A 25518-nucleotide genomic window follows, 5' to 3' on the forward strand; every position below is an offset into this window, starting at 1 on the left:
ACGCCGGAAGACCCCGGCGTGCCCCGATGCGACGTGACCTGTGGGGCCCCCGACCTTTGGACTCATCGCTGTGACTGACATCTTCGGCACCGACCGAATGCGCTCCGCCGTACTCGCGGCCTGGACCGCCTCGCCCGCGAGGTTCCGCGAGGACGCCAACGCGGAGGAGGACTTCGCGCTCGGCGGTTACCGGGACCGGCTGATCGTCGAGCTCGCCCAGAACGCCGCCGACGCGGCGCTGCGCGCCGGGGTGCCCGGACGGCTGCGCCTCTCGCTGCGCGAGGGGGTGCTCTCGGCCGCCAACACCGGCGCCCCGGTCGACGCCGCCGGGATCGAGAGCCTGTCCACGCTGCGCGTCTCCAACAAGCGCGACGACTCCGGCGCCGCCGGGCGGTTCGGCGTCGGCTTCGCGGCCGTGGTCTCCGTCTGCGACGAGCCGGTGATCGGCTCACTCGGCTCCGGCGTCGTGCGCTGGTCCCGTGACCAGACCGCCGTGCTCGTGGCCGCCGAGGTCGCCCTCTCCAAGGAGTTCGCCGAGCGTGGCGGGCACGTGCCGCTGCTGCGCCTGCCCTTCCCCGCGGGGCCGGTCGAGGTGCCCGGCGGCTTCGACACCCTCGTACGGCTGCCGCTGCGCGACAAGGCCGCCGTCGACGCCGTGCGCCGCATGCTCCAGGAGACCAGCGCCGCGCTGCTGCTCGGCCTGCCCGCCCTTGAGTCCATCGAGATCGACCTTGAGGGCGAGACGCGGACGATCCTGCCCGACGGCTGGAAGGTGGTCTCCACCTCGGGACGGTTCTCCCCCGAGGAGGCCGCCGAACTGTTCGCCGACCGGCCGACCGAGGAGCGGGCCAGGCCGTACTGGCTGGTCCGCTGGGCGGTTCCTGTCGTCGGCACGGCGACGGGGCAGGAGGAGCCCAGGCCGCTGCCCGCCCGGGTGCCGCCCGTCGTGCACGCGCCGACGCCCAGCGACGAGCCGCTCGACCTGCCCGCGCTGCTGATCGCCTCGTTCCCGATGGCCACCGACCGGCGGCACGTGGCCATGGGGCCGCTGACGGACTTCCTGGTCGAGCGCGCCGCCGACGCCTACGTCGAACTGCTGTCCGGCCTCGCCCGTACCTCCAAGCTGCTCGACCTCGTCCCCGGCCTGATGGGCAAGGGCGAGCTGGACGCCCACATCCGCAGGGCCATCCTGCGCAGGCTGCCCGACGCCGCGCTGCTGCCCGCCCTCTCTCCGCCCGCCGACGCGGAGAGCCGGCAGGACACGGGTGAGGAGTGGGTCGTGACCGGGCGGCAGGCGTCCGTGGTCTCCGCCCCCGGCGAGCTGCTGCGCAAGGTCGCCCCCATGGTCCCCGGCCTGCTGCCCGCGGGATGGCCGTCCAGGCACCCGGCGATCACCTCGCTCGGGGTACGGCGGGTCGAGCTGGCCGACGTGGTGGACATGCTGTCCGGCGACGTCGTCGCCGACCGGGAGCCGTCCTGGTGGCGGTCGCTGTACGAGGTCCTGCCCGCCGACGACCCCGAGGCGCTCGGCGCGCTGCCGGTGCCGCTGGCCGACGGCCGCCTGGTCAGGGGGCCGCGCGGCACGCTGCTGCTGACCGAGGGCTCCTCCCTCGACCCGGCCGTGCTCGCCCCCCTCGGGCTGCGCGTCGTCCACCCGGACGCCGCCCACCCGCTGCTGCTGCGGCTCGGCGCCGCCGAGGCCACGCCGAGGACGGTCCTTGAGGACCCGCTGACCCGTACGGCCGTCGCCGAGTCCCTGGACAGCGCGGACGCCGAGCCGGTCGCCCAGGCGGTGCTCGCCCTGGTCGACGCGGCCGGGCTGGTCGCCGGTGAGGCCCCCTGGCTGTCCAACCTGGCGCTGCGCGGCACCGACGGAGAGCTGTACCCCGCCGGTGAGCTGCTGCTGGCCGACGGCTCGCTGGCCGGGCTGCTCGACCAGGAGACCCACTTCGGCACGGCCGCCCCCGAACTCGTCGACCGGTACGGCCCGCGGGTCCTGGCCGCGGCCGGGGTGCTCGACGGCTTCGCCGTGGTCAACGACACCGACGTGATGATCGACCCCGACGACTGCGACCACGACCTGGACCGCGAGGACGAGTGGCTCGAAGCCGTGCTCGACCTGCTGCCCGAGGTGGACGTGCCGCCGGTCGCCAGGGAGTTCTCCGCGGTCCGCGACCTGGAGTACGTCGCCGACTGGCCCTCCGCGCTGGCCCTGCTCTCCCGCCCGCCGCTGCGCGCCGTACTGAACCCGCTGCGGCTGCTGGTCGCCGGCGAGGTCGTCGAGGTGCCTTCCTACACGGCGTGGTGGCTGTCCACCCACCCGGTCCTCGGCGGGCGCCGTCCCACCCAGCTGCGGTTGCCCAACGCCGACCCGCTGCTGTTCGGCCTGTACGGCGACGCCCCGGCGGTCGTGGACGAGGCGGCGCTGTCCATGATCGGCGTCCGGACGACCCTGACCGACCTGCTGGCCTCGCACGGCGGCCCCGACGAGCTGCTCGAACTGCTCGGCGACCCCTCCGTCGAGGTGGACCGGGCCCAGCTTCGTGCCCTGTGGGTGGCTCTGGCGGGGGTTGACCCGGTTCGCGTCGCCCCGCCTCGGGCGGTGCGGGCCGTGCTTGACGGGGAGATCGTCGTCGCCGACGTCGAGGACGGTCACCTGCTGTCGTCCGGGTCAGAATCGGACTCCGAATCGGATCCGGCGGCGGGGGAGCCGGTGGTCGTCGAGGCGCCCGACCTGCTGCCCCTGGTGGCCGACCGGCCGTTGGTGCTGGCGCCGTTCGACCTGGCCGAGGCGCTGTCCGAGCTGCTCGACCTGCCGCTGGCCGGGGAGGAGGCCGCCGGGGAGGTGACCTCGGAGGGCGCGGTCCGCGAGGTGCCCGCCGCTGTGCGGTCCCTGCTGCCCACGGCGCCGACGACCTACGTGGAGCACGAGAAGCTGCTCGTGGACGGGGTCGCCGCCACCTGGCGCTTCCACGAGGGCACCGTGCACGCCTCGGGGGTCGAGGGCCTGGCACGCGGGCTGGCGTGGGCGTCCGGCCAGTGGGGTGACCGGCTCGCCGTGGCGGCCCTGCTCCGTGACCCGGCCGCCGTCCCGCTGCTGCTGGCCGAGGCCGACCTCGACAGCTGGACCGCCTCGACCTGACCCTTTTCCGGCCGGTCGTCCGGGCCGCTCAGGGTCGTCCAGGAGTGTTCAGGGGCGTTCAGGGTTTCAGGGGAGGGGGGCGGGTTCGTCCTCCTCCCGGGACGCCTTGGAGGCCCGCCGGTCGCGGCGCCGTACGAACCACAGGCCGAAGAAGCCGCCGCAGATGCCGGACACGCAGGTCCACATCCACCACTGTTGCTCGGGGGCGGGCCGTACGACCAGGAGCACGACCAGGGCGACCGCCCACAGGACGGTCCCCACGAGGATCGTGGCCGTGTCGTTGGTCCGCAGCGGTCGCAGGTCCTGCGGGCGAGGCTGGTTCACGGCTCCAGCGTAGGCGACGAGCCCTTCCCCCAGGCAAAGCCGTACGGGGTCATCCTCGACCGAGGTCCCGCAGGGCGCCGGTGGGAAGCGCGATCCACCCCTCGGAACGCGCTGTGGGAGCCTGCTCCTGAGTGGGGGTCGTCACGCGGCCCAGAGCCGCGGCGCGGGCGGTGATCGCGGCGACGACGGCGTCCGTGGCGTCGTCGGAACGTCGGCACAACTGTTCGTGCGTCCCCAGATCCAGCCAGGAGGCCGTCTCCTGGAGCTGGTCGACCAGCAGTCCGAGCGTGCCGAGGTTCGCCGCCCGCTTGTAGCCGTTGGACGTCAGTCCCCAGCACCTGAGCGACGCCGCCGGGTAGACCTCGACGACCACACCGTTCCCGGCGCGGTCGACCGGCCGTCCCCGCCGGGCCAGTTCGGCGAGCAGGGCCGCGCAGCGCATGGCGGTGTGCCCGATACGGTCGGCCGAGACGCTCAACGGCCTCTGGCCGGTCGACTCGACGACCACCCGGTCGGTGACCCGGTAGGTGAGGTCCCCGCGCCAGGTACGGCCCGCCACCTCGGCGGGCACCTCGACGTGTCCGTTCCTGTGGGCCGTGACGAAGTCGACGAACCTGTCCGGCCAGCCGAACGGGCAGTCCACCCCGGCCTTGTCCGCGCCCATGAGCGCCTCGACGATCAGATCGTCGTCCGCGCCGACCACGACCTCACGGACCCGGGCTCCGCCATCGGACCAGTCGAGCCACGCGACCGCCGTACGGACGGCTTCAGCGGCGAGGTCCACCCCAACTGTGATCACTTCCTCACGATAAGGCGCCACCGGCGTGAGGTTCGGCGCACGGCTACCCCGTGGGGCGCAGCCGTATCCGGCCACCGTGGGGCACGTGCGGGAACATGCGGTGAATTCTCATGTCGTACGGCTGTCCGCTCCATGAGACCATGCGAATCTGCCATACAAGAGTCGAAAGGCCTGCAAGCTTGGCGCTCTGCCGTCCACCTGACCATCGGCCGGCGTAGTTTCCCCCCAGGAGTTCAAGGCATGACCCGCTACACCTCTGTCACCGGTGGCGCCGTGGCCTGGAAGGCGTCGCTGTCCGCCGCCTTCGGGGCCCTTCTCGGCCGTCCGCTCGCCGGGTACGACCGCGGTGCCGAGTACGCCGCCTACTACCACGGGCACTTCTTCCACGAGACACGCATCGACAGGGACCCGATCTGGCTGAACCCGGCGATCCTGACCGGAGGCGAGCCGATCGAGGTCGGAGACCTCTACCTGTACGACATGGGGGAGCCACCCCTGCGCTTCGACGCGGGCCGTTCGCTCTTCCAGTTCTCCAGTCACGGCCTGACCGACGCCTTCGCCGCGGACCTGGCACGGGCCTGTCTCGCCCCCGACGTCGTACGGGGCGCCGACCTGGCACCGGTGCTGTGGCGTCATGACCTCGACCTCGCCGACCCGATCCTGGCGGAGAACTGGCACGTCTGCTACGCCAGGATCGCCTCGGACGGCTCGCTCCTGGACGCGATGCGGGTCGCGACCGGCATCGGCGACGGCCCCGGCAGTCTGATCCCCTTCGAGGGCAACGCCGACGAGACGTGGACCCCGGCCCTCGACGCCGTGGCCGACCCCCGGTTGCGCGCCCACCTCAGCCTGGGCTGTTGCGACGTGGCCGAGGCCGAGGGCCTGACCTACCTGGGCGCCGACGCCCCCCTCGGTCCTCTCCTTGAGGAGGGCGGCTGCTCGGTGGTCGCGGGCTGGAAGGACGGCCACGGCCAGGTGGACGTCACGGTCCTCCAACTCGGCGCCGCCGTCGCCGGTCTGTCATGACCACCAATCGATGAGGCAGACACTGACGCTGTCCGAGTCTTCCGATTTGTACTCCGACCAGTCCGCGTCACCCGCGTAACGGGCCCACTCGGCCTTGCTGATCTCCGCGCTGTAACGGTCGCAGGACGCCTGCTTCGGGTCGGCGACGATCTCATCGAGGCCGGTGAGGTTCCAGAAGTAGACCCCGCTGGAACCGGCCATCAGGGCGAGGTGGCCGTCGGTGCCGAGGGCCACCGATTCGACCTCCGGCATGTGCCCGTTCAGCGTGGCCAGCCGGGCCGGTTTGGCGGGGTCGGAGAGGTCCCAGAGGGTGCCGGAACCGCTCGGCCCGGCGACCAGGACGCGCTTCCCGTCGGGAGTCAGGGACATGTCGTATGTGCCGTACAGCTTGTCGAAGGACAGGTCGAGCGTGGTGTGGCGCACCGGGCGCGCTCGGTCGTTGAGATTCCAGATCTCGATCTGCCCTGCCCTCTGGACGAGGACGACGCGCCCGTCCGCGCTCATCGCCGTCCTCGTCGCGCTCTGCGAGAACTTCATGGACAGGTCCAGATCCGCCGCCTTGACCGGGTGCTCGGCGACGGCGGGGTCCCAGACCGCCACCTTGTTGTGATCGTCCACGGTGACGACGGTCCGGCCGTCCGCGCTGAGCGCGAAGTCGCGGATGGGGACGGTGTCCGATCCCGTTGCTGACAGGCGTTTCGGATGGGACCGGTCGGCCAGGTCCCACACGGTCATGACACCGTCGTGGTCGACGATCACCGCCGTACGGCCGTCGTGTGACAACATCACCTTTTTCACGCCGTTGGTGGACTGGGCGGTCCGGTCGGCCTCCATCGTCGCCAGCCGGACCGGTTTGGCCAGGTCGGTGAGATCCCACACGGTCGTGGTATTGCCGTCGTCACCGGTGAGCGCTGTCCTCCCGTCGAAGGACAGCGCGGTCGTGTTCACGGATGCTCCCTTGTGCCCCCTCAAGGTGGGGACTCGGTCGGGCTTTTCGATGACCTTCGGATCGGTCCAGGGTTTGAGGTCCCAGACGTTCGCCTCGCCTCCGTCGTTGCTCAGGGCGACCCGCCCGTCGCCGCTCACCGTCACCTCGCGGGACGCCTCCTGCAGGAGAGGGGAGAGGGCTCTGCCGTATATGTCGACCAGTGTGTCGACCAGCCCGGCCCGGGTCTGCTCGTCGGAGTGGATCCCGACCGCGGCCGTGCCGAGCTTCCTGGCCGCGTCGAAGTCGGTGTCACGTAACTCCGCGGCGTGCAGCGCGAGCCCGTACGCCAGCGCGACGCGCTCCTGGGCCAGCGCCCTGCCGTGTTCATGATTCCACGCGAGTCCGGCCGCGACCAAGGAGCCGGCCAGGAGCACGGCAAACAGAATCGCACGTGTTTTCCAGCGTGTGCTGTCGTGCGCGTCCGTCTGCCGGGCTCCGGCCAGGTCGTTCATCTCGTTCTCCAAACCGTTCGGCTCACAATGGTGCGTACTGCGTTCTCACGACGTGCTCGTTCTTCGGAGAACAATCCTGGCCCGATGAGGTGTATTTCGAGGGGTTCTTGGCCACACAGTTACTGGTCGTGGTGCTCATCTGAAGACCACCCTCCTCGGCGTGTTCCGCGCTTCCGGCGATCGCGGAACTGATCACGTCCTTCCGGATCTCCTCGATGGTGGAACCGATGATTTTCGCCACTCCGCAGACACCCGCGACCTGCGGAACGGCGCCACCGACGGCCGTGCAGACATCGAGTCCGGCGAACACGAACACCATGGTCAGGCCACCACCCTGTTGGACCTTTCCGATGTCCTGCCCGCTGACGTAGCTCACGCATCCGTGGCCTTGTGCGCGCTTCTCGCAGATGGAGTATGTGACGTCCTGCCAGCTTTCGCCCTTGGTGCATTTCTCCCCGTAGGAGCCACGTGAGCCCTGGCATTCCTTGAGGAAGGTATTCCATGCGTCGCCGCAGGTGCTCTTCTTGTCGAAGAACCCTCTGTTCATGCTGTCACGGCAGTGGGCCAACATGTTCGCGCCGAAGGCGCATTCGTTCGCCGAACCTCCTCTGCCCTTCTTGTAGCACGAGAGGAACTTGTCCTCCAGATCGTCACATCGGACGTCGCGGTGCAGCGAGCACTTGTATTTCACCTCGGAGAAGGAACTGCACCCCTGGTCGTCGCCTCGCTTGTCCGCGCGGCACGAGTAGTAGTCGAAGCGCACGTTTCCGCAGGCCCCGGTCGACTCTCCGTATCCCCTCTTATTGCTGTCGAGTTCTCCGTATTGGCAGCGGCGAACCTCTCGACCGGCACCGCTGCAGACGTCGTCGCTCTTTTTGCTTTGGTAGTCGCTTCCCTTCCGGCACACGAGATACTGGTCTGCGAAATCTGAGCAGATGTCGGCGTTGCTCTTGGAGTTCCCGGCCCGCTTCTCGGTTCGGCAGCCGACGTAGTCGTCTTTCATGTCCTGACAGACTCCGTTGCTGTACTTGTCTCCCTTGCACTCCCTGTACTCGCCGGCCGCGTCGCTACAGATTGAGTTGTTGCCCTTCTTGGTGCCCTTGGGGCACTTGATGCTCTTTCCGGGCTTTATGGACGACGTCTTCGTCTTCGTCTTCGACTTTTTCTTCGTAGTCGCTCTGGCGGCGTGGCCGTCCGGGTCGATGTTGGTGAGGGGGTTGTCGTTGGCGTAGATGTAGCGGTTGAGCTGGGCCGAGGGGTCGGGGTTCTGGGTGAGGGTGTCGCGGGAGACGAAGCTGCCGGTGGTCGGTTGGTACCAGCGGGCGGCCATGTTGACCTTGCCCGTGCTCGGGTCGGTGTAGCCGCCCTGGTAGCCGAGCGTGTGGGCGTTTCCGGTACGGGTGATCACTTCGCCGAAGGGGTCATAGGCGGTGGAGTCGATCAGGGAGGTGCCGGTCGCGGTGAAGACGCCGATCAGGTCTCCGTGCAGGTCGGAGAAGGCCAACTGGGCACCGGTGCCGTCGTTGATGCCAAGGGTACGGCCGAGGGCGTCGCGGCCGAAGGCCGCCTTCCTGACGTTGTTGGCGTCGGTGACGGTGACCAGTTGGTTGGTCAGACCGTCGTAGGTGAAATGGGCGGCCTGCTGGCTCTGGGTGCGGGTCTCGACGCGGTCGAGGGCGTCGTAGTCGTACTGGACGGCGTCGTCGTTGATGAGCCGGTCGAAGGCGTCGAACTTGGAGAGGTGGACCTGACCGTTGGTCTGCTCGGCCAGGGTGCCACGCGCGGTGTAGGTGTAGGTGTAGCCGTCACCGGAGGTGAGACGGTTGCGTTCGTCGTAGGTGTAGGTCTTGGTCCCCGCCCGGGTGCGGTTGCCTGAGTCGTCCCACTCGTAGTCGGTCTTGGCGCCGCCGGGGGCGGTCCACGAAGTGAGCCGGTTGGACCAGTCGTAGGTGTAGGTGTTGGTTCCGGCGCCTGCCGTACCCGCGGTGGTCTTGGTGGTCAGGTTGTCGTCGAGGTCGTAGCCGTACTCGATGGAGGCGATCGGACCGTTCGCCGACGTGGTGAGTTCGTCCTTGGTCAGGCGGTTCAGCGGGTCGTAGGTGTAACTGCGCCTGGCTCCTCCGGCTCCGTAGGTCATGCCGGTCAGGCGCGAGGCCTGGTCGTAGGCGTAGTCGATCGTGGTGGCGCTGACGGGGTCCACCGACTGGGTCAGCCGGTCGGCGTTGTCCCAGGTGAAGGCGGAGGTGCCGGTGGCGTCGACGCGCTGGGTGAGCCGCTGGTTGGCGTCGTAGGCGTAGGCGCTGATGTCGCCGCCCGTGCCGGCGGTCTTCAGCAGCAGGCCGCGGTCGTTCAGGGTGAAACTCAGGTCGTTCGCGCTGGTGAGCCTGCCGGCCAGGTCGTAGCCGAAGACCTTGTCCTCCGTCGCGGCCTCCGCTCCGCTTCCGACCTGCTTGACCAGCCGGTTCAGTTCGTCGAAGGTACGGTCGATCCGCACTCCGCCGGGGACGGCGGTGGCGACGGGGTTTCCGCCGGCGTCATAACCGGTGGTCCAGGTCCGGTCCGACAGGTTCGGATGCGCGGCGGTGCTGGGCTCGATCACCGACTCGATCAGGCCGAGGCTGTTGTAGGTCGTGAAGGTGGCATTGCCACGACCGTCGGTCGAGCGGGTCCGGGCCCCGGAGGCGTCGTAGCCGAAGGTGCTGATGATCTTCTTGGTGGCCGAAACCGGTTCCCGGAGCTCGACCAGCCTGTTCGCGGCGTCGAATATCCGAGTGGTGATGTGACCTTCCGCCGAAGTCTGGCTGATCGGGTTACCGGCGAGGTCGTAGTCGACCTTCTCCGTCCGCAGGACGGTTCCGGCGGCGTTCAGCTCCTGTGTCTGGATTCTCCGCCCGGCGAGGTCGTAGCTCGCCGTACTGGAGACGCCCAGCGGGTTGGTCGTCTTGACGGGGCGTCCGGCCAGGTCATAGCCGAACGTCGTTGTGTTGCCCAGAGGGTCGGTCTGCCCGATGAGCGCTCCGGTCGCGTCGTAGGCACGGGTGCTCGACTCTCCGGTCGGCCGGGTGCTCTTGACGAGCCGGTCCGCGTCGTCGTATTCGAGCTTGGTGACGTAGGCGGCCTGGGTGGGTTTGCGTTCGACGGTGGTCAGGGTGATCTGGCGGCCCAGGTCGTCGTAGGTGGATTCGGAACGGGCTCCTGTGGGGTCGGTTGTCCACAGCGCCTCGCCCAGGAGGTCGTAGCCGTAGGTCCAGACTCCGGCCGCGGCCGTACCGATCTTGGGGGCGGTGACCTGTACCTTGCGGCCCAACGCGTCGTAGACCGCGGTGGTGGTCTGGCCGCGCCGGTCGACAGCGCTGATCAACTGGCCTGCGGCGTCGTAGGCGCCGGTGGTCCTGGGAGTGATCGGTTGCCCACCGGGCGGTGTGTAGGCGGGGAAGGTCTGCTCGACGGGCCGACCGGCCTTGTCCAGGGTCGTGGTCGTGGTGCGGCCCTCGGCGTCCACCTGCTGGGTCTGCTCACCGAAGGTGTTGTAGCCCAGCTTGGTCGTGGGACGCTGGCCGGCCGGTGCCGTTCCAGGCCTTTCCACGGTGACCGTGGGCAGCTGAACCTGAGTGGCCAGGCCTGCCGCGTTGTAGGTCATGTTGGAGGTGAAGGCGGCCGGATCGGCTCCGGGGGCGTTTCCGCGCGCGTCGGTCATGGCGGTGACCAGGCCGCGATCGTCCACCGTGAGTGTGGTGATCAAGTCCTCGTCGCCGTTGCGCGTGACCTGGCGAATGGGCTGGTTGTCCGCGTTGTATGCGTATTCACTGATCTCGGTGCGATCGGTGCCGGCCGCGGTCTGAGTGACCTTGGTCACGTTGTTGTTGGCGTCGTAACCGGCGGTGGTGACCACGTTCCGTCCCGCCGGATCCGTGGCCTGCGAGGTGACACGCCCGGCGGCGTCGTATACCGCGTCCACGCGCAGCGTGCCGTTACCGCTGGTCTTGCGGATGGGGTTGCCCGCCGCGTCGTACACCAGCGAGTCCTGCACCACGTCCCGGGCGGTGGCCGAGCCGTTCAGCTTGACGCCCTTGGCGATCCGTTCGAAGAGCAGGTTGTCGGTGTAGTAGGTGTAGGCGGTGGTGCGTCCCATCACGTCCGTCTGGGAGGCCAGCCGCCCGGCGGGGTCATAGGCGGACGACAGCATGACCACGTCCGTGGCCGGCTGCGGGCTGAGCGGACTGCCGGTCCAGCCCTTCAGAGTGGTTTCGGCCAGTTCGCCACGGGTGGTGTAGCCGTAGGTGTAGGTCGTGCCGCGCTCGTCGGTGAAGCTGACCTTCTGGCCCTTGTGGTTGTAGGCGAACCGTTGGACTCCCCCCTCGGGGGCGGTGACGGTCTCCACCCGGCCGTAGGAGTCATAGGTGTAGGTGGTGGTGCGCTGGGGGTCGCCGCCTGTCAGGTCCGCCTGCGACTCGGTCAGCGGCAGGCCGTCCGCGTCGTAGGTATGGGTCGTCTGGGCGGTGTGTGTCACCCCGGTGACGTCGTTCTTGACGCCGCTGTCGGTTCGGGAGACGACCCTGCCCAGTGCGTCGTAGACGATGGCCGTGGCGACTCCGTCCGGGTAGGCGCTGGAGACCACGGTCTCCTTGGAGACCCGTCCCAGCGCGTCATGCTCGTACTTCTTGACCAGACCCGTCGGGCTCGTCTCGGTCGCGCGGTCGCCCGCGGCGGTGTAGGCGTAGGTGGTCTCGTTGCCCTTGAAGTCCTTGGCGGACTTCAGCAGGCCCGCCGGGGTGAGGCCGCCGCCGATCGCGGGTTCGGTGCCGTCGGTGTAGACGTTCGTCGTCGAACGACCCTGTGGGAAGTCAGGGGTGACCGGTGTCGTCTGCTTGGTCTCCTCGCCGAAGGCGTTGAAGGTCCAGGACGTCTGGTAGGTCTCGTCTGTGGGAGAGGCCGACCTCGCGTCACGGTGAGTGACCCTCAGGTCGTTACGCGGGTCGAAGGGGTTGTCGACGTCCAGACGGTAGGTGAAGTACTCGCTGGAGCAACTGCCGGCCGTCCGACAGGTCTTCTTGGCCAGCAGATTGCCACGGACGTTGTACGCCATCTCGATGGCGTTGCCGTTGGGGTCGATGACCTTGGCAGGGAAACCACCGGTGTCGTAGGTGTACTTGGTGGTCTTGCCGAGCTGGTCGGTCTGGGAAACGGCGCGGTTTCCGTGAAGTGAGTCGCTGACGTAGGTCAGAGTGCCCGAGTGGGGGTCCGTGACCGTGACCGTGGCGCTGGTCAGGGTGCTGGACTCCTTGACGTACACGGGCGAGGACAGCGTCCAGGCCCCACCGTTGTTGTCGGTGTGCGTGGTCAGGCGGCCACCGTCGGCGGCGTAGACGTTCTCCGCCACCGTCCGGCCCGACGGGGCGACGACCTTGGTCACCTGCGGTTGCGGGAGCCGCGCCGCGTAGTGCGCCTTCACCACCTGGGCGCCCAGCGGCTTGCCGTACACCGCGACCTCGTCGATGTCACCGGCGAACGGGAAGGCCGCGGTGGAACTGGTCGTGGACGGCCAACTGGGGGAGCCGTAACCGTAGCCGATCCTGGTCTCCCACTGATCGACATGCATGATCGTTCCTGACAGGGTGCCGACCGCCTGGCCGTCCAGGAACAGTGTCTGGGTGTTCTCCGCGCCGGACAACACCACGTGGTGCCAGGCGCCGTTGTTCACGGGTGTGGCCGAGGTGATCGGAGTGGGCTTGCCGTTGTAGAACTGGCCGCGCAGTTTGCCGTCCTTGCCGACGTAGACCACGGGAGTGAAGGCCGAGGGGACGTCGGTGGCCGAGTTCTGGTAGCCGATCACGGTGCCCGAACCGGTCGTCTTGAACCAGGCCTCCACCGCGAGCGAGTTTCCCTGGCCACTGATCATTGTCGACGGCACCGAGACATAGGCCGAGTTCACCGTTCCCTTGAACCGGATGGCCGTGTTCGGAGAGCCGGTGAGTGCTCCGGGAGTCGCGGCGGTGGCGTCAGGAAGGACACCGGCAAGTTTGGCGTCGTCCGTCTCCGTCTTCCAAGCCGTCGCGCTGGGGATCTTCGTACCGAGGGCGGTCGCCGTCTCGTTCAGCCGCCAGTAGCCCACCGGAGCGGCGTCAAGCACCAGACTGCTGTAACGGGAGGCGTCACCGTAGGTGTAGACGGTGCAGGCGCCGCCGGTCGCCGGGGGACAGACCTTCGTCAGCTTGTCGCCGTCATAGGTGTAGTTCCAGGTGATGGGAGTGCCGTTCACCGGATCGGTCGACACACTGGCGATGTGGCCACCGCTCCAGGTGAAGGTGAGGGACCTGCCACCGGTCGCGGTCGCCTTGGCCAGCTTGCCGTCGGTTCCGTAGGTGAGTTCCTGGGTGCGACTCCGGTGATCGGTGATCTTGGTCAGTCGGCCGGAGGAGTCGAACCAGTAGGAAGCGGCGGACTTGTCCATCAGCCGCCAACCGCCCTCGGGAAGTACGGCGAGTGTCGCGTACGTTCCCAGGGGAGCCGCGTAGGTGCCGTCCCCCTTGGCGGCGAACCGTAGCTGCTCTCCGTCGGGATAGGTCACAAGCAGCGTCGCCGTCTGTGGTTCGTTGTCGATCCGCATGTCCCAGCGGGTCGTCCAGCCGGATCCGAACGCGCCGTCGGTACGCGGGTCCAGGCTGTTGTAGGTGCGTGCAACCGTCAGAGGCGGTCCCGCCACGGCGACCGCGAGGTCGGTTTCGGTGTGCGTGTAATTCCCCGACGCGTGGTTGAACTCACGCCCTTCGGTGCCCGAGGTCAACAGCGAACTGAGCGTTCCCTGTTCGGGGACGGGAGTGAAGGCCCGCCACGCTGAGGTGACGGTGGCGCTGCTGGTCGCCGCCTTCGCGTACCACCAGTAGGTCTCACCCCACTTCAGCTTCTGCTCGGGAACCTTCCACGCGCCGGACTTGGTCCACTCAGGGGAACTCTCACACCATGTCCAGTTCGGCTTCGTTCCGGCGCAGACCTGGAACCAGTAGGTGACGGGAGCCTCGTTCATCGGCTGCGCGTGCGTGGACAACGTCGGCGTCAGCGTGCCGACCTGCATGTTGTTGTCCGGAGAGAAGACCGTGAACGGCAGGCCGGCCACAGTGGCGAACTGCCAGTCCGACCACGGACCGTTCACAGCCGTCGTGGTGACACCCCTGACACGCCAGCGGATCTTCCAACCCTCGAACAGTTTTCCCGACGGAACCTGTACCCAGGCGTTGGTTCCCGAGGGGGACGACGCTGTGCCCTTTCCCGCCCAGATCTGTCCGGAGCCCTGGTCGGGCACCGAGGGGTCGTGCTCCATCTCGACGCCCAGATACGACGCCCGGCCCTGCGGATCGGTCACCTTCGCATACAGCCATGGGACCAGTGACGCCGATGTCCACGACACCGATCCCCGCGTCGCGGGGTTCATGCCGACACCCTCGACGGCGGGTTCGTTCAGGTCGACTCTTGCGGTTTGCCAGTCTGACCATGGGCCGTTGGTGCCGGTGGTGGTGACGCCTCTGACGCGCCAGCGGATGAGCCAGCCGTCGGACAGTTTCGCGGTGGGGACCTGTGCCCAGGCGTTGGTTCCCGAGGGGTATGAGGTTGTGCCCTGCCCGGCCCAGATCTGTCCGGAGCCCTGGTCGGGCACCGAGGGGTCGTGCTCCATCTCGACGCCCAGGTACGATGCCCGATTCTCCGGGTCGGTGACCTTTCCATATATCCATGGAGTCAGTGAGACCGTTCTTGACAGTCCCGCGGATATGGTCCCCGGCGTCACTCCCAGAGCGGTCACGGACGGCTTCTTCAGGTCGACTCTCGCGGTTTGCCAGTCTGACCATGGGCCGTTGGTGCCGGTGGTGGTGACGCCTCTGACGCGCCAGCGGATGAGCCAGCCGTCGGACAGTTTCGCGGTGGGGACCTGTGCCCAGGCGTTGGTTCCCGAGGGGTATGAGGTTGTGCCCTGCCCGGCCCAGATCTGTCCGGAGCCCTGGTCGGGCACCGAGGGGTCGTGCTCCATCTCGACGCCCAGATAGGAGGAGGCGCCGCCCGAGGAGGTCACCTTGGTGTAGAGCCACGGTGTCAGGGACGACAGGGTCCACGCCCCGGCCGCCTGCATACCCGGCAGGACACCGAGGCCGGTCCCCGCGGGGTTGTTGATGCTCACCCTCGCCGTCTGCCATTCCGACCATGGGCCGTTCACGGCGGTGGCGCTACCGGTGTAGGTGGTGCCTCTGACGCGCCAGCGGATGAGCCAGCCGTCGGTGAGTGGGTCTGACTGTGCTGTTTGTACGGTGGTGCCTGAGGTGCCTGTCCATCCGGTGCCGTAGCTCCAGATGTATCCCGTGCCTTGTGCGGGTACGGAGGGGTCGTGCTCCACCTGGACGCTCAGTCCGACCTTGCGGCCGTCGGGGTCGGTGACCTTGGCCTCGAACGCCGGTGTCGATGATGAGATCACGGTCAGTCCACCGCCCTGGTACGTCCCGGGGGTGGCGCGCAGCGAGGTCACCGCAGGCCTGCTGACTTCTATCCTTGCCGTCTGCCATTCCGACCATGGGCCGTTCACGGCGGTGCTGCCACCGGTGTAGGTGGTGCCTCTGACGCGCCAGCGGATGAGCCAGCCGTCGGTGAGTGGGTCTGACTGTGCTGTTTGTACGGTGGTGCCTGAGGTGCCTGTCCATCCGGTGCCGTAGCTCCAGATGCGTCCCGTGCCTTGTGCGGGTACGGAGGGGTCGTGCTCCACTTCGACGCTCAGTCCGACCTTGCGGCCGTCGGGGTCGGTGACCTTGGCCTCGAACGCCGGTGTCGATGATGAGATCACGGTCAGTCCACCGCCCTGGTACGTCCCGGGGGTGGCGCGCAGCGAGGTCACCGAGGGTTTGCTGATGTCGACCCTTGCCGTCTGCCATCCTGACCATGGGCCGTTCACGGTGACGCTGCCGGTGGTGTAGGTGGTGCCTCTGACGCGCCAGCGGATGAGCCAGCCGTCGGTGAGTGGGTCTGACTGTGCTGTTTGTACGGTGGTGCCTGAGGTGCCTGTCCATCCGGTGCCGTAGCTCCAGATGCGTCCCGTGCCTTGTGCGGGCACCGAGGGGTCGTGCTCCACCTGGACGTCCAGTCCGACGTTACGGCCTTCGGGATCGGTCACCTTCGCCTCGAACCACGGCCTGGGCGAGGAGAGCGTCCACAGACCCGCCCCCTGGTTGGTCCCGGGTCCGGCGTTCGGAAAGGTCACCGTGGGTTTGCTGATGTCCACTTTCGCCGTCTGCCACAGTGACCATGCGCCGTACAGACTTCCATGGTCGGCTGTCATGACCGATCCCCGGACACGCCAGCGGATCAGCCAGCCGTCCTTCAACTCGTCCGAGGGCATTTCCGCCCAGACGTAGGAGCCAGAAGGATCCGACACCCCGGTTCCGTAACTCCAGATCCGCCCCGTTCCCTGGCCTGCTGCCGAGGGGTCGTGTTCCACCTCGACGCTCAGCCCGACGTTACGGCCGTCGGGGTCGGTCACCTTGGCCTCGAACCACGGCTCCAGCGACGAGAGCGTCCACAGGCCGTCGCCCTCGGTCCCCGGGCCCGCGTCCAGGGACGACACCGAGGGTTTGCTGACGTCGACCTTCGCTGTCTGCCATTCCGACCATGGTCCGTTCACGGTGGTGGCGCTACCGGTGTAGGTGGTGCCTCTGACGCGCCAGCGGATGAGCCAGCCGTCGGTGAGTGGGTCTGACTGTGCTGTTTGTACGGTGGTGCCTGAGGTGCCTGTCCATCCGGTGCCGTAGCTCCAGATGTATCCCGTGCCTTGTGCGGGTACGGAGGGGTCGTGCTCCACCTGGACGTCCAGCCCGACCTTGCGGCCGTCGGGGTCGGTGACCTTGGCCTCGAACCACGGCGTCGGTGAGGAGAGGATCCATACTCCCGAACTCTGCGTACCAGGTCCGGCTCTCAGGGCTGAAACGGTCGGTACCGACGCCGTCGCGGACGTCGTCGGAATTCGCGTTTTCCTCGCACCGGCGGTCAGCGCGCGTACAGGGGATCCAGCGGCTGGAGCGTGTCCTTTCGAGGGCGCTTGCTTCTTGAAGCCGGCACTCTGGGCATGAGTTTCCGACCGTTTCTTACCTTCGGTTTTCCTGCTTTTCTGCTCGGGTGCTTTTGACGCCCACGGCAAGGGCGGTGGGGATTTCAGCCCACCGGTGGCCGGTTCGTCCGTCATTTGATAAGGCTTCTGCACCGGTAGCGCATCCTTGGGGCGCTTCCATTTGCCCGTGGCGGGGCCACGGGCGGCCTTGAGCGGGCGCGTCGCCTCCGGGCCGACAAGATGGGGGAGTCCTTTGGCGGTTCCCGAGGACTGAACGGGAAGCTTGTCAGCTGCGCCTGAGCCTGGTGGGGCGGGAACGCTCAGATGGTGCGGAACGGGGTCCGCCGCCACGGGCCGTCCCTGCAACTGGATGAGTCCCGGGATCGCCGCGATCAGGAAGACCAGTGCCATGCGAACCATCCAGCGACCTGGCCCGGATGCTCCCATGCCGAATCTGCTGCTACGTATTACGCCGGCCTTGCGAATCCGTGCAGCCCGCATCGCCACGCCTGACCACTCCCGCCCGGTTAAGGGCATGCGGGGGAGACCGGCTTGCCCTGGTTATGGATATAAGGAGGAAATAAATATCCTTCGCCATCTAACTCGGCGAGTGATCACTTGGATAGATCGCCTGTGGGGCGACTTTTCTGATGTGATTGGCGGGTTTGTCATAATCTGGTATTCCGTCTGGTTAAGTTGGTATGTTTGAGGCTTTCATTGGCCTATGTGATGCAAGTCATATTTTTCCTTGCTACGGAGCGTGTTATCTGGGTCGCGTTGCGGAGTTGGGATGATCATCCGTGACCGGTCGGTCGGTGTCGCGACCGAGAGCTCTGGCAGGCTCTGTACGGCTCACATCGAGAAAAGTTCGCGCGGAGGGAATCACATGAGCGGGTATATAGTTAGCAAAGGTAATGACTTATGCTAACGAACCCTCCCAGGAAGGACCCCGTCGCGAGCCTGCGCAGCGACGCCGGTCTGGCTTCGGCACTGCGCGTGTCGCTGGCACGCTTGAACAGACGCCTTCGCAGGCAGGCAGGGGGACACTCGTTGACCCCCACCCAGGTCGCGACGCTCGTCGCGGTGGAACGGCATTCCGGGATAACCCCCGGCGAGTTGGCCGAGCACGAGAAGGTGCAACCGCCCTCGATGACGCGCGTGATCGCCGCGCTGGAAGAGCGGGGGCTGGTGTCACGCACACCGCACCCGTCCGACCGGCGGCAGGTGAGCGTGAGCGTGACCGAGCGGGGCTCGGCCCTGCTGAGGGAGGAACGCCGCCGCAAGGAGGCGTGGCTGACGCAGCGGCTGAAGGAGCTGTCACCGGAGGAGAGGGCCGTGCTCAGGCAGGCGGCTCCGATTCTGGAGAAGCTCAGCCGGAACTAGGCGACCCCGAGGAACCCAGGGCCTCGGCCGTCCGGCAGGACGCCGAGGCAGCCCCCGCGGCGACCCCCGAGGTCGCCGCTGAGACCACTCAGGAAGAGGCCGCCGGGACGGTCTCCAGGCCCTCTCCTCGCAGGCGCCTCGTCGGGGTGCTCGCCGTACCCGTGCGGAAGCTCAGCACGCGGGCCCGCCGCGGGCGGATCGCGCGGGCGGCGGCGGCCAGCGAGGTGCAGGCCGTCGAGACCGGGTCCGCGCAGGAGGTCCCCGAGACGCGGGGCGGGATGTTCCGCTCGCTGCGCGTCTACAACTACCGGCTCTTCGCCATGGGCGGCGTGGTCTCCAACGTCGGCGGCTGGATGCAGCGCACCGCGCAGGACTGGCTGGTGCTCGACCTGACGAAGGGCAGTGCCACCGCGCTCGGCGTGACCACCGCGCTGCAGTTCCTGCCGCAGCTGCTGTTCGGGCTGTGGGGCGGGATGATCGCCGACCGCTACCCGAAGCGGCCGGTGCTGATCGCCGCCCAGTCGATCATGGGTCTGCTCGCGCTCACGCTGGGCGTGCTGACCCTGACGGGGAACGCGCAGGTCTGGCACGTCTACGTGATGGCCTTCGCGCTCGGTCTCGTGCTGTGCGTCGAGGTGCCGACCAGGCAGTCGTTCGTGGTCGAGATGGTCGGCCGCAAGGACCTGCCGAACGCCATCGCGCTGAACGCCTCCAGCTTCAACCTGGCCCGCGTGGTCGGCCCCGCCCTCGCGGGTGTGCTGATCTACGCGCTCGGCGGCACCGGCCCGATCTTCGTGCTCAACGCCCTGTCCTTCCTCGCCGTGCTCGGCGGGCTGGCGCTGATGCGGACCTCGGAGCTGACCACGCCGGAACCGGTGGCCAGGGCCAAGGGACAGCTCCGTGAGGGGCTGCGCTACGTCATGGAACGCCCTGACCTGCTGTTGCCCGTTCTGCTCGTCGGGTTCGTCTCGCTGTGCGCGCAGTCGTTCTCGATGTCGATAGCGCTGATGGCCCGCGAGGTCTTCGGCGCCGGTGCCTCGTCCTTCGGACTGGCCTCCAGCATGTTCGCCGTCGGCGCGCTCGTCGGCGCCCTCATGGCGGCCCGGCGCGTACGGCCGAGCAGGAAACTGCTGATCGGCGGCGCGCTGTCGTTCGGCCTGTTCCAGGTCGTCACCGGACTGGCCCCGTGGTACCCGCTCTACCTGCTCCTGCTCGTCCCCGCGGGCGTCGCGCTGATCTCGGTCAACACGACCGCGAACACCAGCGTGCAGCTCGCGGCCTCTCCCGAGATGCGCGGCCGGGTGATGGGCATCTACGTACTGGTGTTCACCGGAGGCGCCCCGATCGGCGCCCCCGTGCTCGGCTGGATCGCCGAACTGGGCGGCCCCCGCACGGGCGTCGCGGTCGGCGGGGTCCTCACGATGCTCGGTGTCGGCGCGGCGATAATGCTGACCAAGGCGATCGGCAGGAGGTCCCGTGCGGTTGTTCGTGGGGGTGCTGCCGCCCCGGCGGGCGTGTGACGAACTGGCCCGCGCGCTGCGTCCCCTCAGGGGGGCGTGGCCCGAGCTGCGCTGGGTCGACCCCGCCAACTGGCACCTGACCCTGGCGTTCCTGGGCGAGGTGCCGCCGGAGGTGCTGCCGGAGCTGGAGACGAGGCTCGCCCGCGCCGCCTCGCGCCACACGTCGATGACGCTGGCGCTGACCGGCGCGGGCGCCTTTCCCTCCGTCCGCCGGGCCAGGATCCTCTGGTCCGGACTGTCCGGCGTCCACCTCCCGCTCACCCGCCTGGCCGACTCCGTGGCGGCGGGGGCGCGGCGGGCGGGAGCCGTACGGGTCGACGACCGCAAGCGCTTCAGAGCGCACCTGACCCTGGCCAGGACACGCGCGGAGACCGACGTGAGCGACCTGGTCGAGGCACTCGGACCCTTCGCCGGAACCCCGTGGGAGGTGGGCACCGTGCACCTGGTGAGAAGCCACCTGGGATCCCCGGTCCGCTACGAGACGCTCGCGGAGTACGCCCTGGCATCCCCGGCACCCGGTGAGCGGAGCTGAGCGCCGGAGCCTGGCTCGTTCCCGTCACCGGTTCCTGCCCGTGGTGCTCGTGCTTCTCGGGACCCCGGTCTTCTGAGGTCCCCGCGTGCCCGGCTCAGCACCCCTGGGAAAGGGGTGCTCCGCCCGCCATGACTAACAGCTCAGGCCCTGAATGAAGCCGTCCGCCTGGCCGACGCCGTGACCGGCGGCCCAGCCGCCGGCGTTCCACCAGTAGTCCAGGTAGAAGCCTCCGCCCGCGGGGACCAGGTAGAGGGCCGTTCGTCCGGGGGCTGAGTAGACCCACGTGTCCTGCTGCACGTGGCAGAGCATCTGCGCGTGCGCCGGTGTGACGCCGACCAGGGTGGCCGCGGCGACGGCGGCCGCGAGAGTGAGGGCGATCCGCTTCGGGGTGGAGATCATCGCGGTGCGCAAGGTGAGAGCCTCCGGGGTTCCGAAAAAGGGGGCCTGGCCAGGGCTTTTATTTAGGAAACTTTCCTGTCTGGAACATACCTGACCAGTCGCGCACGTCAAGGGATCCCGGACCGGTGATCCTTCCGGCACTCCGGGCGTCGACCTCCCGCCGCGCTTCGCCGCCTTCTCCACCGGAATCCCGGGCCCGCGGTCCGCTACGAGACGCGTGAGGTACGCCCTGGCGGCGTCGGCACCCGGTGGGCGGAGCTAAGCTCCAGAGCGTGGACCGTCCCCGTCGCTGGCTCCTGCCCGTGGTGCTCACCCTGCTCGTACTCCTCGTGGTGATCGGCGCCCTCGTCACCTGACCTCGTGCCCTCCTACATGAGGGCCGCTAATGGCTGCCGTAGTTGATGGTGAGGATGGCCACCACCCTGTGCTCGTCGCCGTCGGACGATGTCTTGTAGCTGTCCGAATACTGATAGTCGATGCGACCGGCGCCGCTTATCTCGTAGTGCACGGTCCTGGACCACCCTTCACCCTGCGGCCTCCCGGCCTTGCCTCGCAGGAAACAGGTCGAGGCGATCGGGTCGGACTCGCCAGGGGTCCGGCTCACGTGGTCCCAGAACTGCTGAGCGGCTTTGAGGCCCACGTTCGCCACGAGTTGTTCCCAGTGGCCGAGGAACTTGCGATGGACCAGGACCCTGTACACAGGACGCGCTTCTGGTCTGCCGCCTGGCCGCCTGGCGGGTGTGTACGGCCGGTAGGCGCTACCGCTGCCTGTCATCCACCTGTCCCGGTCTCTGAACCGTTCATGGCGTCCGGGCTCTCGGCTGGAACGTACTCATCGGAATGGTGCGCTCCCAGGAGAACCGATCGGCGTAGGGGGTCCGAGAGCTGACGCGCTGTCGCCTTCCATGCGCGAACGCACTCATCCAGGATCGCTGTGTCCTCATCGGCCTTGGCCGCGACGATGGCGTCCTGTAGTTCGGTCAGGAACTCCTCCATGTCCTCCCGGTCGAGCGACCGTAGCCATGCCAGTTCGCCGAGCTCGGACGTGCTGGGGATGCCTGTGCTTCTCCGTAGAAGAGTGCTGAGTTTGGCGTAGGCTCCGCCCCATTTGGCGAGGGCTTCGAGGCGGGACAGCGTACGCTCCGGCAGCATCACCAGACTTGTGCCGTCCGTGGCCCGTAGACGGGCGCGATCGCGCCGCGCCTCGTTGAGGAATTCCACTCGTTTGCTGCCTGTCAGGTCGGTCGCCTGGTAGATGATCTCGCTCATCGTGATGCACCTGCCTTTTGCGTACCTGCATTCATGCCCACGATCGTACCTACGATCCTACTAGGATGTCGCCTCGGAAGTGGTGGTCTGAGGTAAAGCATGGGGGAACTTCGAGTGCCCGACCGATGGCCTTTCGACGCTCAGGAGATCTATCTCTCCGACCGATCCAAGGAAACAGGTGGATGGCGGACGGTCAGCCTTGTCGTGGCCCTGCGCGAGATGCTGAAGGACGACCGGTTCAGGGGCGTGGCAACCGTGGAGAGGGCCGAGGTCTTCGAAGGGGCCGCACGAGAACTCACCCGACGAGGCCTGGATGCTGTCGCCCTGGTCCGCCATGGGCTGTACAGGGAGGTGGCCGGTGCCCTGATCGCGGGTATCGCCGCGACGAGCCTGGCCTCGGAGCGGTACGAGGGCTTCGATCATGAGTCCTGGGCGGAAGTCCTGAGGCTGCCGAACCGCATCCCGACCATCGCGGGACAGAGCCCGAGCGAAGCGGCCGACGCCTTCGGACACGTGATCGCCCCGCTTTTCCCTCAGATCATCTCCTGGATCTCAACCGCCTCGCTGCGGGACATGGTCGAGCTGAGGGCGCCCGAAACCATACGGGAGATCTCGGACAACGAGATAAATCAGTTCTTCGAGCTCCACACTCCCTATCGGTGGATGATCGACTACTTCTCCAAGACGTTCTACCGTGAGTGGACGACGGAGTCGCTCCACCTGACGCATCGCTGGCTGCAGGGATTCGAAGGACCGCCGTGCTCCCCTGAGCTGATGGACGATCGGCGGATCGATCCCGGGACTCCGGCGTTCGAGATCGCCGATCGTGCCGCTTCCAGGGATGATCGCGGATCTCACAAGGTGTCGCTCCGGAGAGTGTCACCGGCGCGCGGCAAGGAGGCGGCCGCCCTGGTGATGGGGAGCCTCGCGGGGGAGATGAGAAGGCACGCCGTGGGTCTACTGCGCCAGGGACGGACGAAAGAGGCGGCGGCGCTGTTCGAGTTCGGCGTGAAGGGAGCACCTGACAACGCCGAACTGTACAACGACTGGGGTTTCTGTCTTATCCCGGTGGAGCCGCACAGAGCGCTGAAGCTGCTCATCGAGGCGCAGGCGCTGGGGTACTTCTTCAAGCCCCTCAACATCTACAACCAGATGTGCTGCCTGGTTTCGCTTGGACGGCATCAAGCCGCGCTTTCCTTGGCGGCGAACAGCTGGGACTCGGTAAGGGCATGCCCACCGAGGTGCGGAAACATATGGCGCCTGGACGGGTTCTCCTGGGCGTTGGAGCACACGAAGAACGTATGTCGAGAAGTTGCCGATCTCGCCGTCTCGGTCGCCACCCGTCATGGTCGGCACGACCAGGTGAAGATCTGGAGCGAACGGATCGTCGCTCTGGGTGCCTCTTGAGGGGCGGGCGCCGACTGCCGGGGAGGGGTGAGAAAAACCCCTCGCCCGGGGTCAGGGGTTTCTACCAGGCGTAGTCCTCCGGGGCCGTCTTGTGGCCGGGGAAGATCTCGTTGAGGGTGGCCAGGGCCTTGTCGTCGAGGTTGATCTCCAGGGCCCTCGTGGTGCCGTCGAGCTGCTCGTGGGTGCGCGGGCCGATGATCGGGGCGGTGACGACCTTCTGGTGGAGCAGCCAGGCCAGGCCGACGTTGGCCGGGTCCTCGCCGAGCTCCTCGCAGAACGCCTCGTAGCGCTCGATCTTGGCGCGGTGCTTGTTCAGCTCCTCGACCATGCGCTCCGACGCGGAACGGCCCTTGTCGATCTTCTTGAGGATGCCGCCGAGCAGGCCGCCCGCCAGCGGGCTCCACGGGATCAGGCCCAGGCCGTAGTCCTCGCACGCGGGGATGACCTCAAGCTCGGGGGCGCGGACGATCAGGTTGTAGTGCGACTGCTCGGAGACGAGGCCGAGCGTGTTACGGCGGGCGGCGGCCTCCTGGGCCTTGGCGATGTGCCAGCCCGCGAAGTTGGACGACCCGACATACAGGATCTTGCCCTGCTGCTTCAGGACGTCCATCGCCTCCCAGAACTCCTCGAAGGGGGTGTTCCTGTCGATGTGGTGGGCCTGGTAGACGTCGATGTAGTCGGTCTGGAGCCGCTTCAGCGACGCCTCGGCCGCGCGGCGGATGTTCAGCGCGGAGAGCAGGTTCTCGTTGGGCCAGTCGCCCATCGCGCCGTAGAGCTTGGTGGCGATGACCGTCTTCTCACGACGGCCACCTCCCTGGGCGAACCACCGGCCGATGATGTTCTCGGTGATGCCCTCGCCCTGCTTCCAGCCGTAGACGTTGGCTGTGTCGAAGAAGTTGACACCCAGCTCGTGGGCGTGATCCATGATCGCGAAGGAGTCTTCCTCCGAGGTCAGGGGACCGAAGTTCATGGTGCCCAGGCAGAGGCGGCTGACCTTCAGGCCGGTACGGCCAAGCTGCGTGTATTCCATATGTCCACCCTAGGCACCTGGAGTGCGCTCCAGGCGAGACCTTGATCCGTGTCTCCCCCCGATCCGGTGCCCCACAGGGCATGATGGCGGGATGGGGAGTAGACCGGGGTATGTCGTGATTCGCGTGCTGGCCGCCGCCGTCCTGGCCGGGGCGACGCTGGCGCCGGGACTCGCGGCGGCGGACACGGACGAGGAGGGGCACCGGCTGTTCACCTTCAAGGACAGCCGGATCACCGAGTCGAGCGGGCTGGCCGTCTCGCCGACGCACCCGGACATCTACTACACCCACAACGACAGCTCCGACGGGCCGATCTTCTTCGCGGTCGGCCCGGACGGGCGCACCAGGGCGAAGTTCACCCTCCAGGGAGGGTCGGCCCGTGACTGGGAGGCGATGGCGGCCTCCAAGGACCCGAAGACCGGGCGGGGGGTGCTCTGGTTCGCCGACATCGGCGACAACTTCGACGGGGCGTGGCCCGACGTCTCGGTGTACCGGGTCCCCGAGCCGGCCACGATGCGCGACGCGGTGATCCCCGCGACGCGCTACCGGTTCAAGTACGAGGACGGCGGCCACAACGCGGAAGGGATCATGGTCAATCCGGCCACCGGCCGCCTGTACGTGGTGAGCAAGGCGTTCGTCGGGGCGGTCTACGCGGCGCCGAAACGGCTGCGCACCGACAGGACCAACGTGCTGCGCAAGGTCGGCTCCGCCCCCATCATGGCCACCGACGCCGCCTACGCGCCCGACGGGTCGAGCTACGTGATCCGCACCTACTTCTCGGCGACCGTGTACCGCCCGTCGGGGGACCAGATCGCCCGGTTGTCGATGCCGCAGCTCGAACAGGCCGAGTCGATCACCTACACGCCGGACGGCAAGGCGGTGCTGACCGGCAGCGAGGGCAGGAACAGCCCTGTCTACCGGGTACCGCTGCCCGAACGTGTCCTGCGGGAGACAGCACCCTCCCCGGCGCCGACCCCGACCGGTCAGGCCGCTCAGGCTGTGAGGCCCACGCTCGTCGCCGACGCGCGGGAGGCCGACGACCGTGAGGCGGGGGTGCCGGGCACGGCCGTGGCGCTCTGGCTGGCGGCGGCGGCCGGCGCGACCGGTCTGATCACCTTCATCGCGCGCCGCGTCCGATAAGTACCTAAACGAGATTGAGTACGGCTCCGCA

The 25518-nt window shown here is 68.0% G+C and carries 15 protein-coding genes; 7 read left to right on the forward strand and 8 right to left on the reverse strand.

Annotation, left to right across the window (positions count from 1 at the left end; all coding sequences use genetic code 11):
- Positions 1 to 70: 70 nt before the first annotated feature.
- Positions 71 to 3142, forward strand: a complete 3072-nt coding sequence (locus ABZ470_RS37725) for a hypothetical protein (protein ID WP_362917563.1) — start codon at positions 71 to 73, stop codon at positions 3140 to 3142.
- Positions 3143 to 3208: 66 nt separating this feature from the next.
- On the opposite strand, the gene ABZ470_RS37730 is transcribed toward ABZ470_RS37725, so the two are convergent.
- Complete coding sequence (locus ABZ470_RS37730) at positions 3209 to 3466, reverse strand: DUF2530 domain-containing protein (RefSeq protein ID WP_352014307.1); 258 nt, start codon at positions 3464 to 3466, stop codon at positions 3209 to 3211.
- 49 nt (positions 3467 to 3515) lie between these two features.
- Positions 3516 to 4265 carry a DUF429 domain-containing protein gene (locus tag ABZ470_RS37735; RefSeq protein ID WP_362917565.1) on the reverse strand — a complete coding sequence of 250 codons (750 nt, stop codon included), beginning with the start codon at positions 4263 to 4265 and terminating at the stop codon, positions 3516 to 3518.
- Between the two features lie 240 nt (positions 4266 to 4505).
- On the opposite strand from ABZ470_RS37735, the gene ABZ470_RS37740 reads away from it, so the two are divergent.
- On the forward strand, positions 4506 to 5291 hold the full coding sequence (locus ABZ470_RS37740; RefSeq protein WP_352014305.1) for a hypothetical protein: 786 nt from the start codon (positions 4506 to 4508) through the stop codon (positions 5289 to 5291).
- Here ABZ470_RS37740 and ABZ470_RS37745 read toward each other — a convergent pair.
- Together ABZ470_RS37745 and ABZ470_RS37750 are read right to left on the reverse strand one after the other, a co-directional pair.
- A complete protein-coding gene (locus tag ABZ470_RS37745; RefSeq protein WP_362917567.1) occupies positions 5286 to 6731 on the reverse strand; it encodes a WD40 repeat domain-containing protein in 1446 nt (481 codons plus the stop codon). The genes ABZ470_RS37740 and ABZ470_RS37745 overlap by 6 nt on opposite strands.
- 22 nt (positions 6732 to 6753) lie before the next feature.
- A complete protein-coding gene (locus ABZ470_RS37750) occupies positions 6754 to 16563 on the reverse strand; it encodes an RHS repeat-associated core domain-containing protein (protein WP_362917569.1) in 9810 nt (3269 codons plus the stop codon).
- 1167 nt (positions 16564 to 17730) lie between these two features.
- On the opposite strand from ABZ470_RS37750, the gene ABZ470_RS37755 reads away from it, so the two are divergent.
- Genes ABZ470_RS37755 through thpR form a run of 3 tightly spaced genes read left to right on the forward strand, consistent with a single transcriptional unit; the run spans position 17731 to position 20244 of the window.
- Positions 17731 to 18192 (forward strand): MarR family transcriptional regulator, encoded by a 462-nt coding sequence (locus tag ABZ470_RS37755; RefSeq protein WP_352014301.1) that lies wholly within the window; start codon positions 17731 to 17733, stop codon positions 18190 to 18192.
- Complete coding sequence (locus ABZ470_RS37760) at positions 18099 to 19712, forward strand: MFS transporter (protein ID WP_362917572.1); 1614 nt, start codon at positions 18099 to 18101, stop codon at positions 19710 to 19712. Before ABZ470_RS37755 ends, ABZ470_RS37760 begins: the two co-directional genes overlap by 94 nt.
- Positions 19669 to 20244: an RNA 2',3'-cyclic phosphodiesterase gene (thpR, locus tag ABZ470_RS37765; protein ID WP_362917574.1), complete on the forward strand. Its 576-nt coding sequence runs from the start codon at positions 19669 to 19671 to the stop codon at positions 20242 to 20244. Before ABZ470_RS37760 ends, thpR begins: the two co-directional genes overlap by 44 nt.
- Before the next feature lie 132 nt (positions 20245 to 20376).
- Here the strand turns inward: thpR and ABZ470_RS37770 are convergent, their stop codons facing one another.
- The 3 genes from ABZ470_RS37770 to ABZ470_RS37780 form a co-directional block, all read right to left on the reverse strand.
- Positions 20377 to 20655, reverse strand: a complete 279-nt coding sequence (locus ABZ470_RS37770) for a hypothetical protein (protein ID WP_352014298.1) — start codon at positions 20653 to 20655, stop codon at positions 20377 to 20379.
- Between the two features lie 370 nt (positions 20656 to 21025).
- Positions 21026 to 21418, reverse strand: coding sequence for a hypothetical protein (locus ABZ470_RS37775; protein ID WP_362917576.1), 393 nt, complete (start codon positions 21416 to 21418; stop codon positions 21026 to 21028).
- Complete coding sequence (locus tag ABZ470_RS37780; RefSeq protein WP_362917578.1) at positions 21415 to 21912, reverse strand: hypothetical protein; 498 nt, start codon at positions 21910 to 21912, stop codon at positions 21415 to 21417. Before ABZ470_RS37780 ends, ABZ470_RS37775 begins: the two co-directional genes overlap by 4 nt.
- A gap of 99 nt (positions 21913 to 22011) precedes the next feature.
- Here ABZ470_RS37780 and ABZ470_RS37785 point away from each other — a divergent pair, with 99 nt between their 5' ends.
- Positions 22012 to 23319: a hypothetical protein gene (locus ABZ470_RS37785; protein WP_362917580.1), complete on the forward strand. Its 1308-nt coding sequence runs from the start codon at positions 22012 to 22014 to the stop codon at positions 23317 to 23319.
- Positions 23320 to 23380: 61 nt separating this feature from the next.
- On the opposite strand, the gene ABZ470_RS37790 is transcribed toward ABZ470_RS37785, so the two are convergent.
- The gene (locus tag ABZ470_RS37790) at positions 23381 to 24349 is read right to left on the reverse strand and encodes an aldo/keto reductase (RefSeq protein WP_362779241.1); all 969 of its coding nucleotides are present in this window, start codon (positions 24347 to 24349) and stop codon (positions 23381 to 23383) included.
- 91 nt (positions 24350 to 24440) lie between these two features.
- On the opposite strand from ABZ470_RS37790, the gene ABZ470_RS37795 reads away from it, so the two are divergent.
- On the forward strand, positions 24441 to 25487 hold the full coding sequence (locus ABZ470_RS37795) for a hypothetical protein (protein WP_362917582.1): 1047 nt from the start codon (positions 24441 to 24443) through the stop codon (positions 25485 to 25487).
- The last annotated feature ends 31 nt before the right edge of the window (positions 25488 to 25518 follow it).

The sequence above is a fragment of the Streptosporangium sp. NPDC020072 genome (assembly GCF_040631445.1).
In the GTDB taxonomy this organism is placed as follows: Bacteria; Actinomycetota; Actinomycetes; order Streptosporangiales; family Streptosporangiaceae; genus Streptosporangium.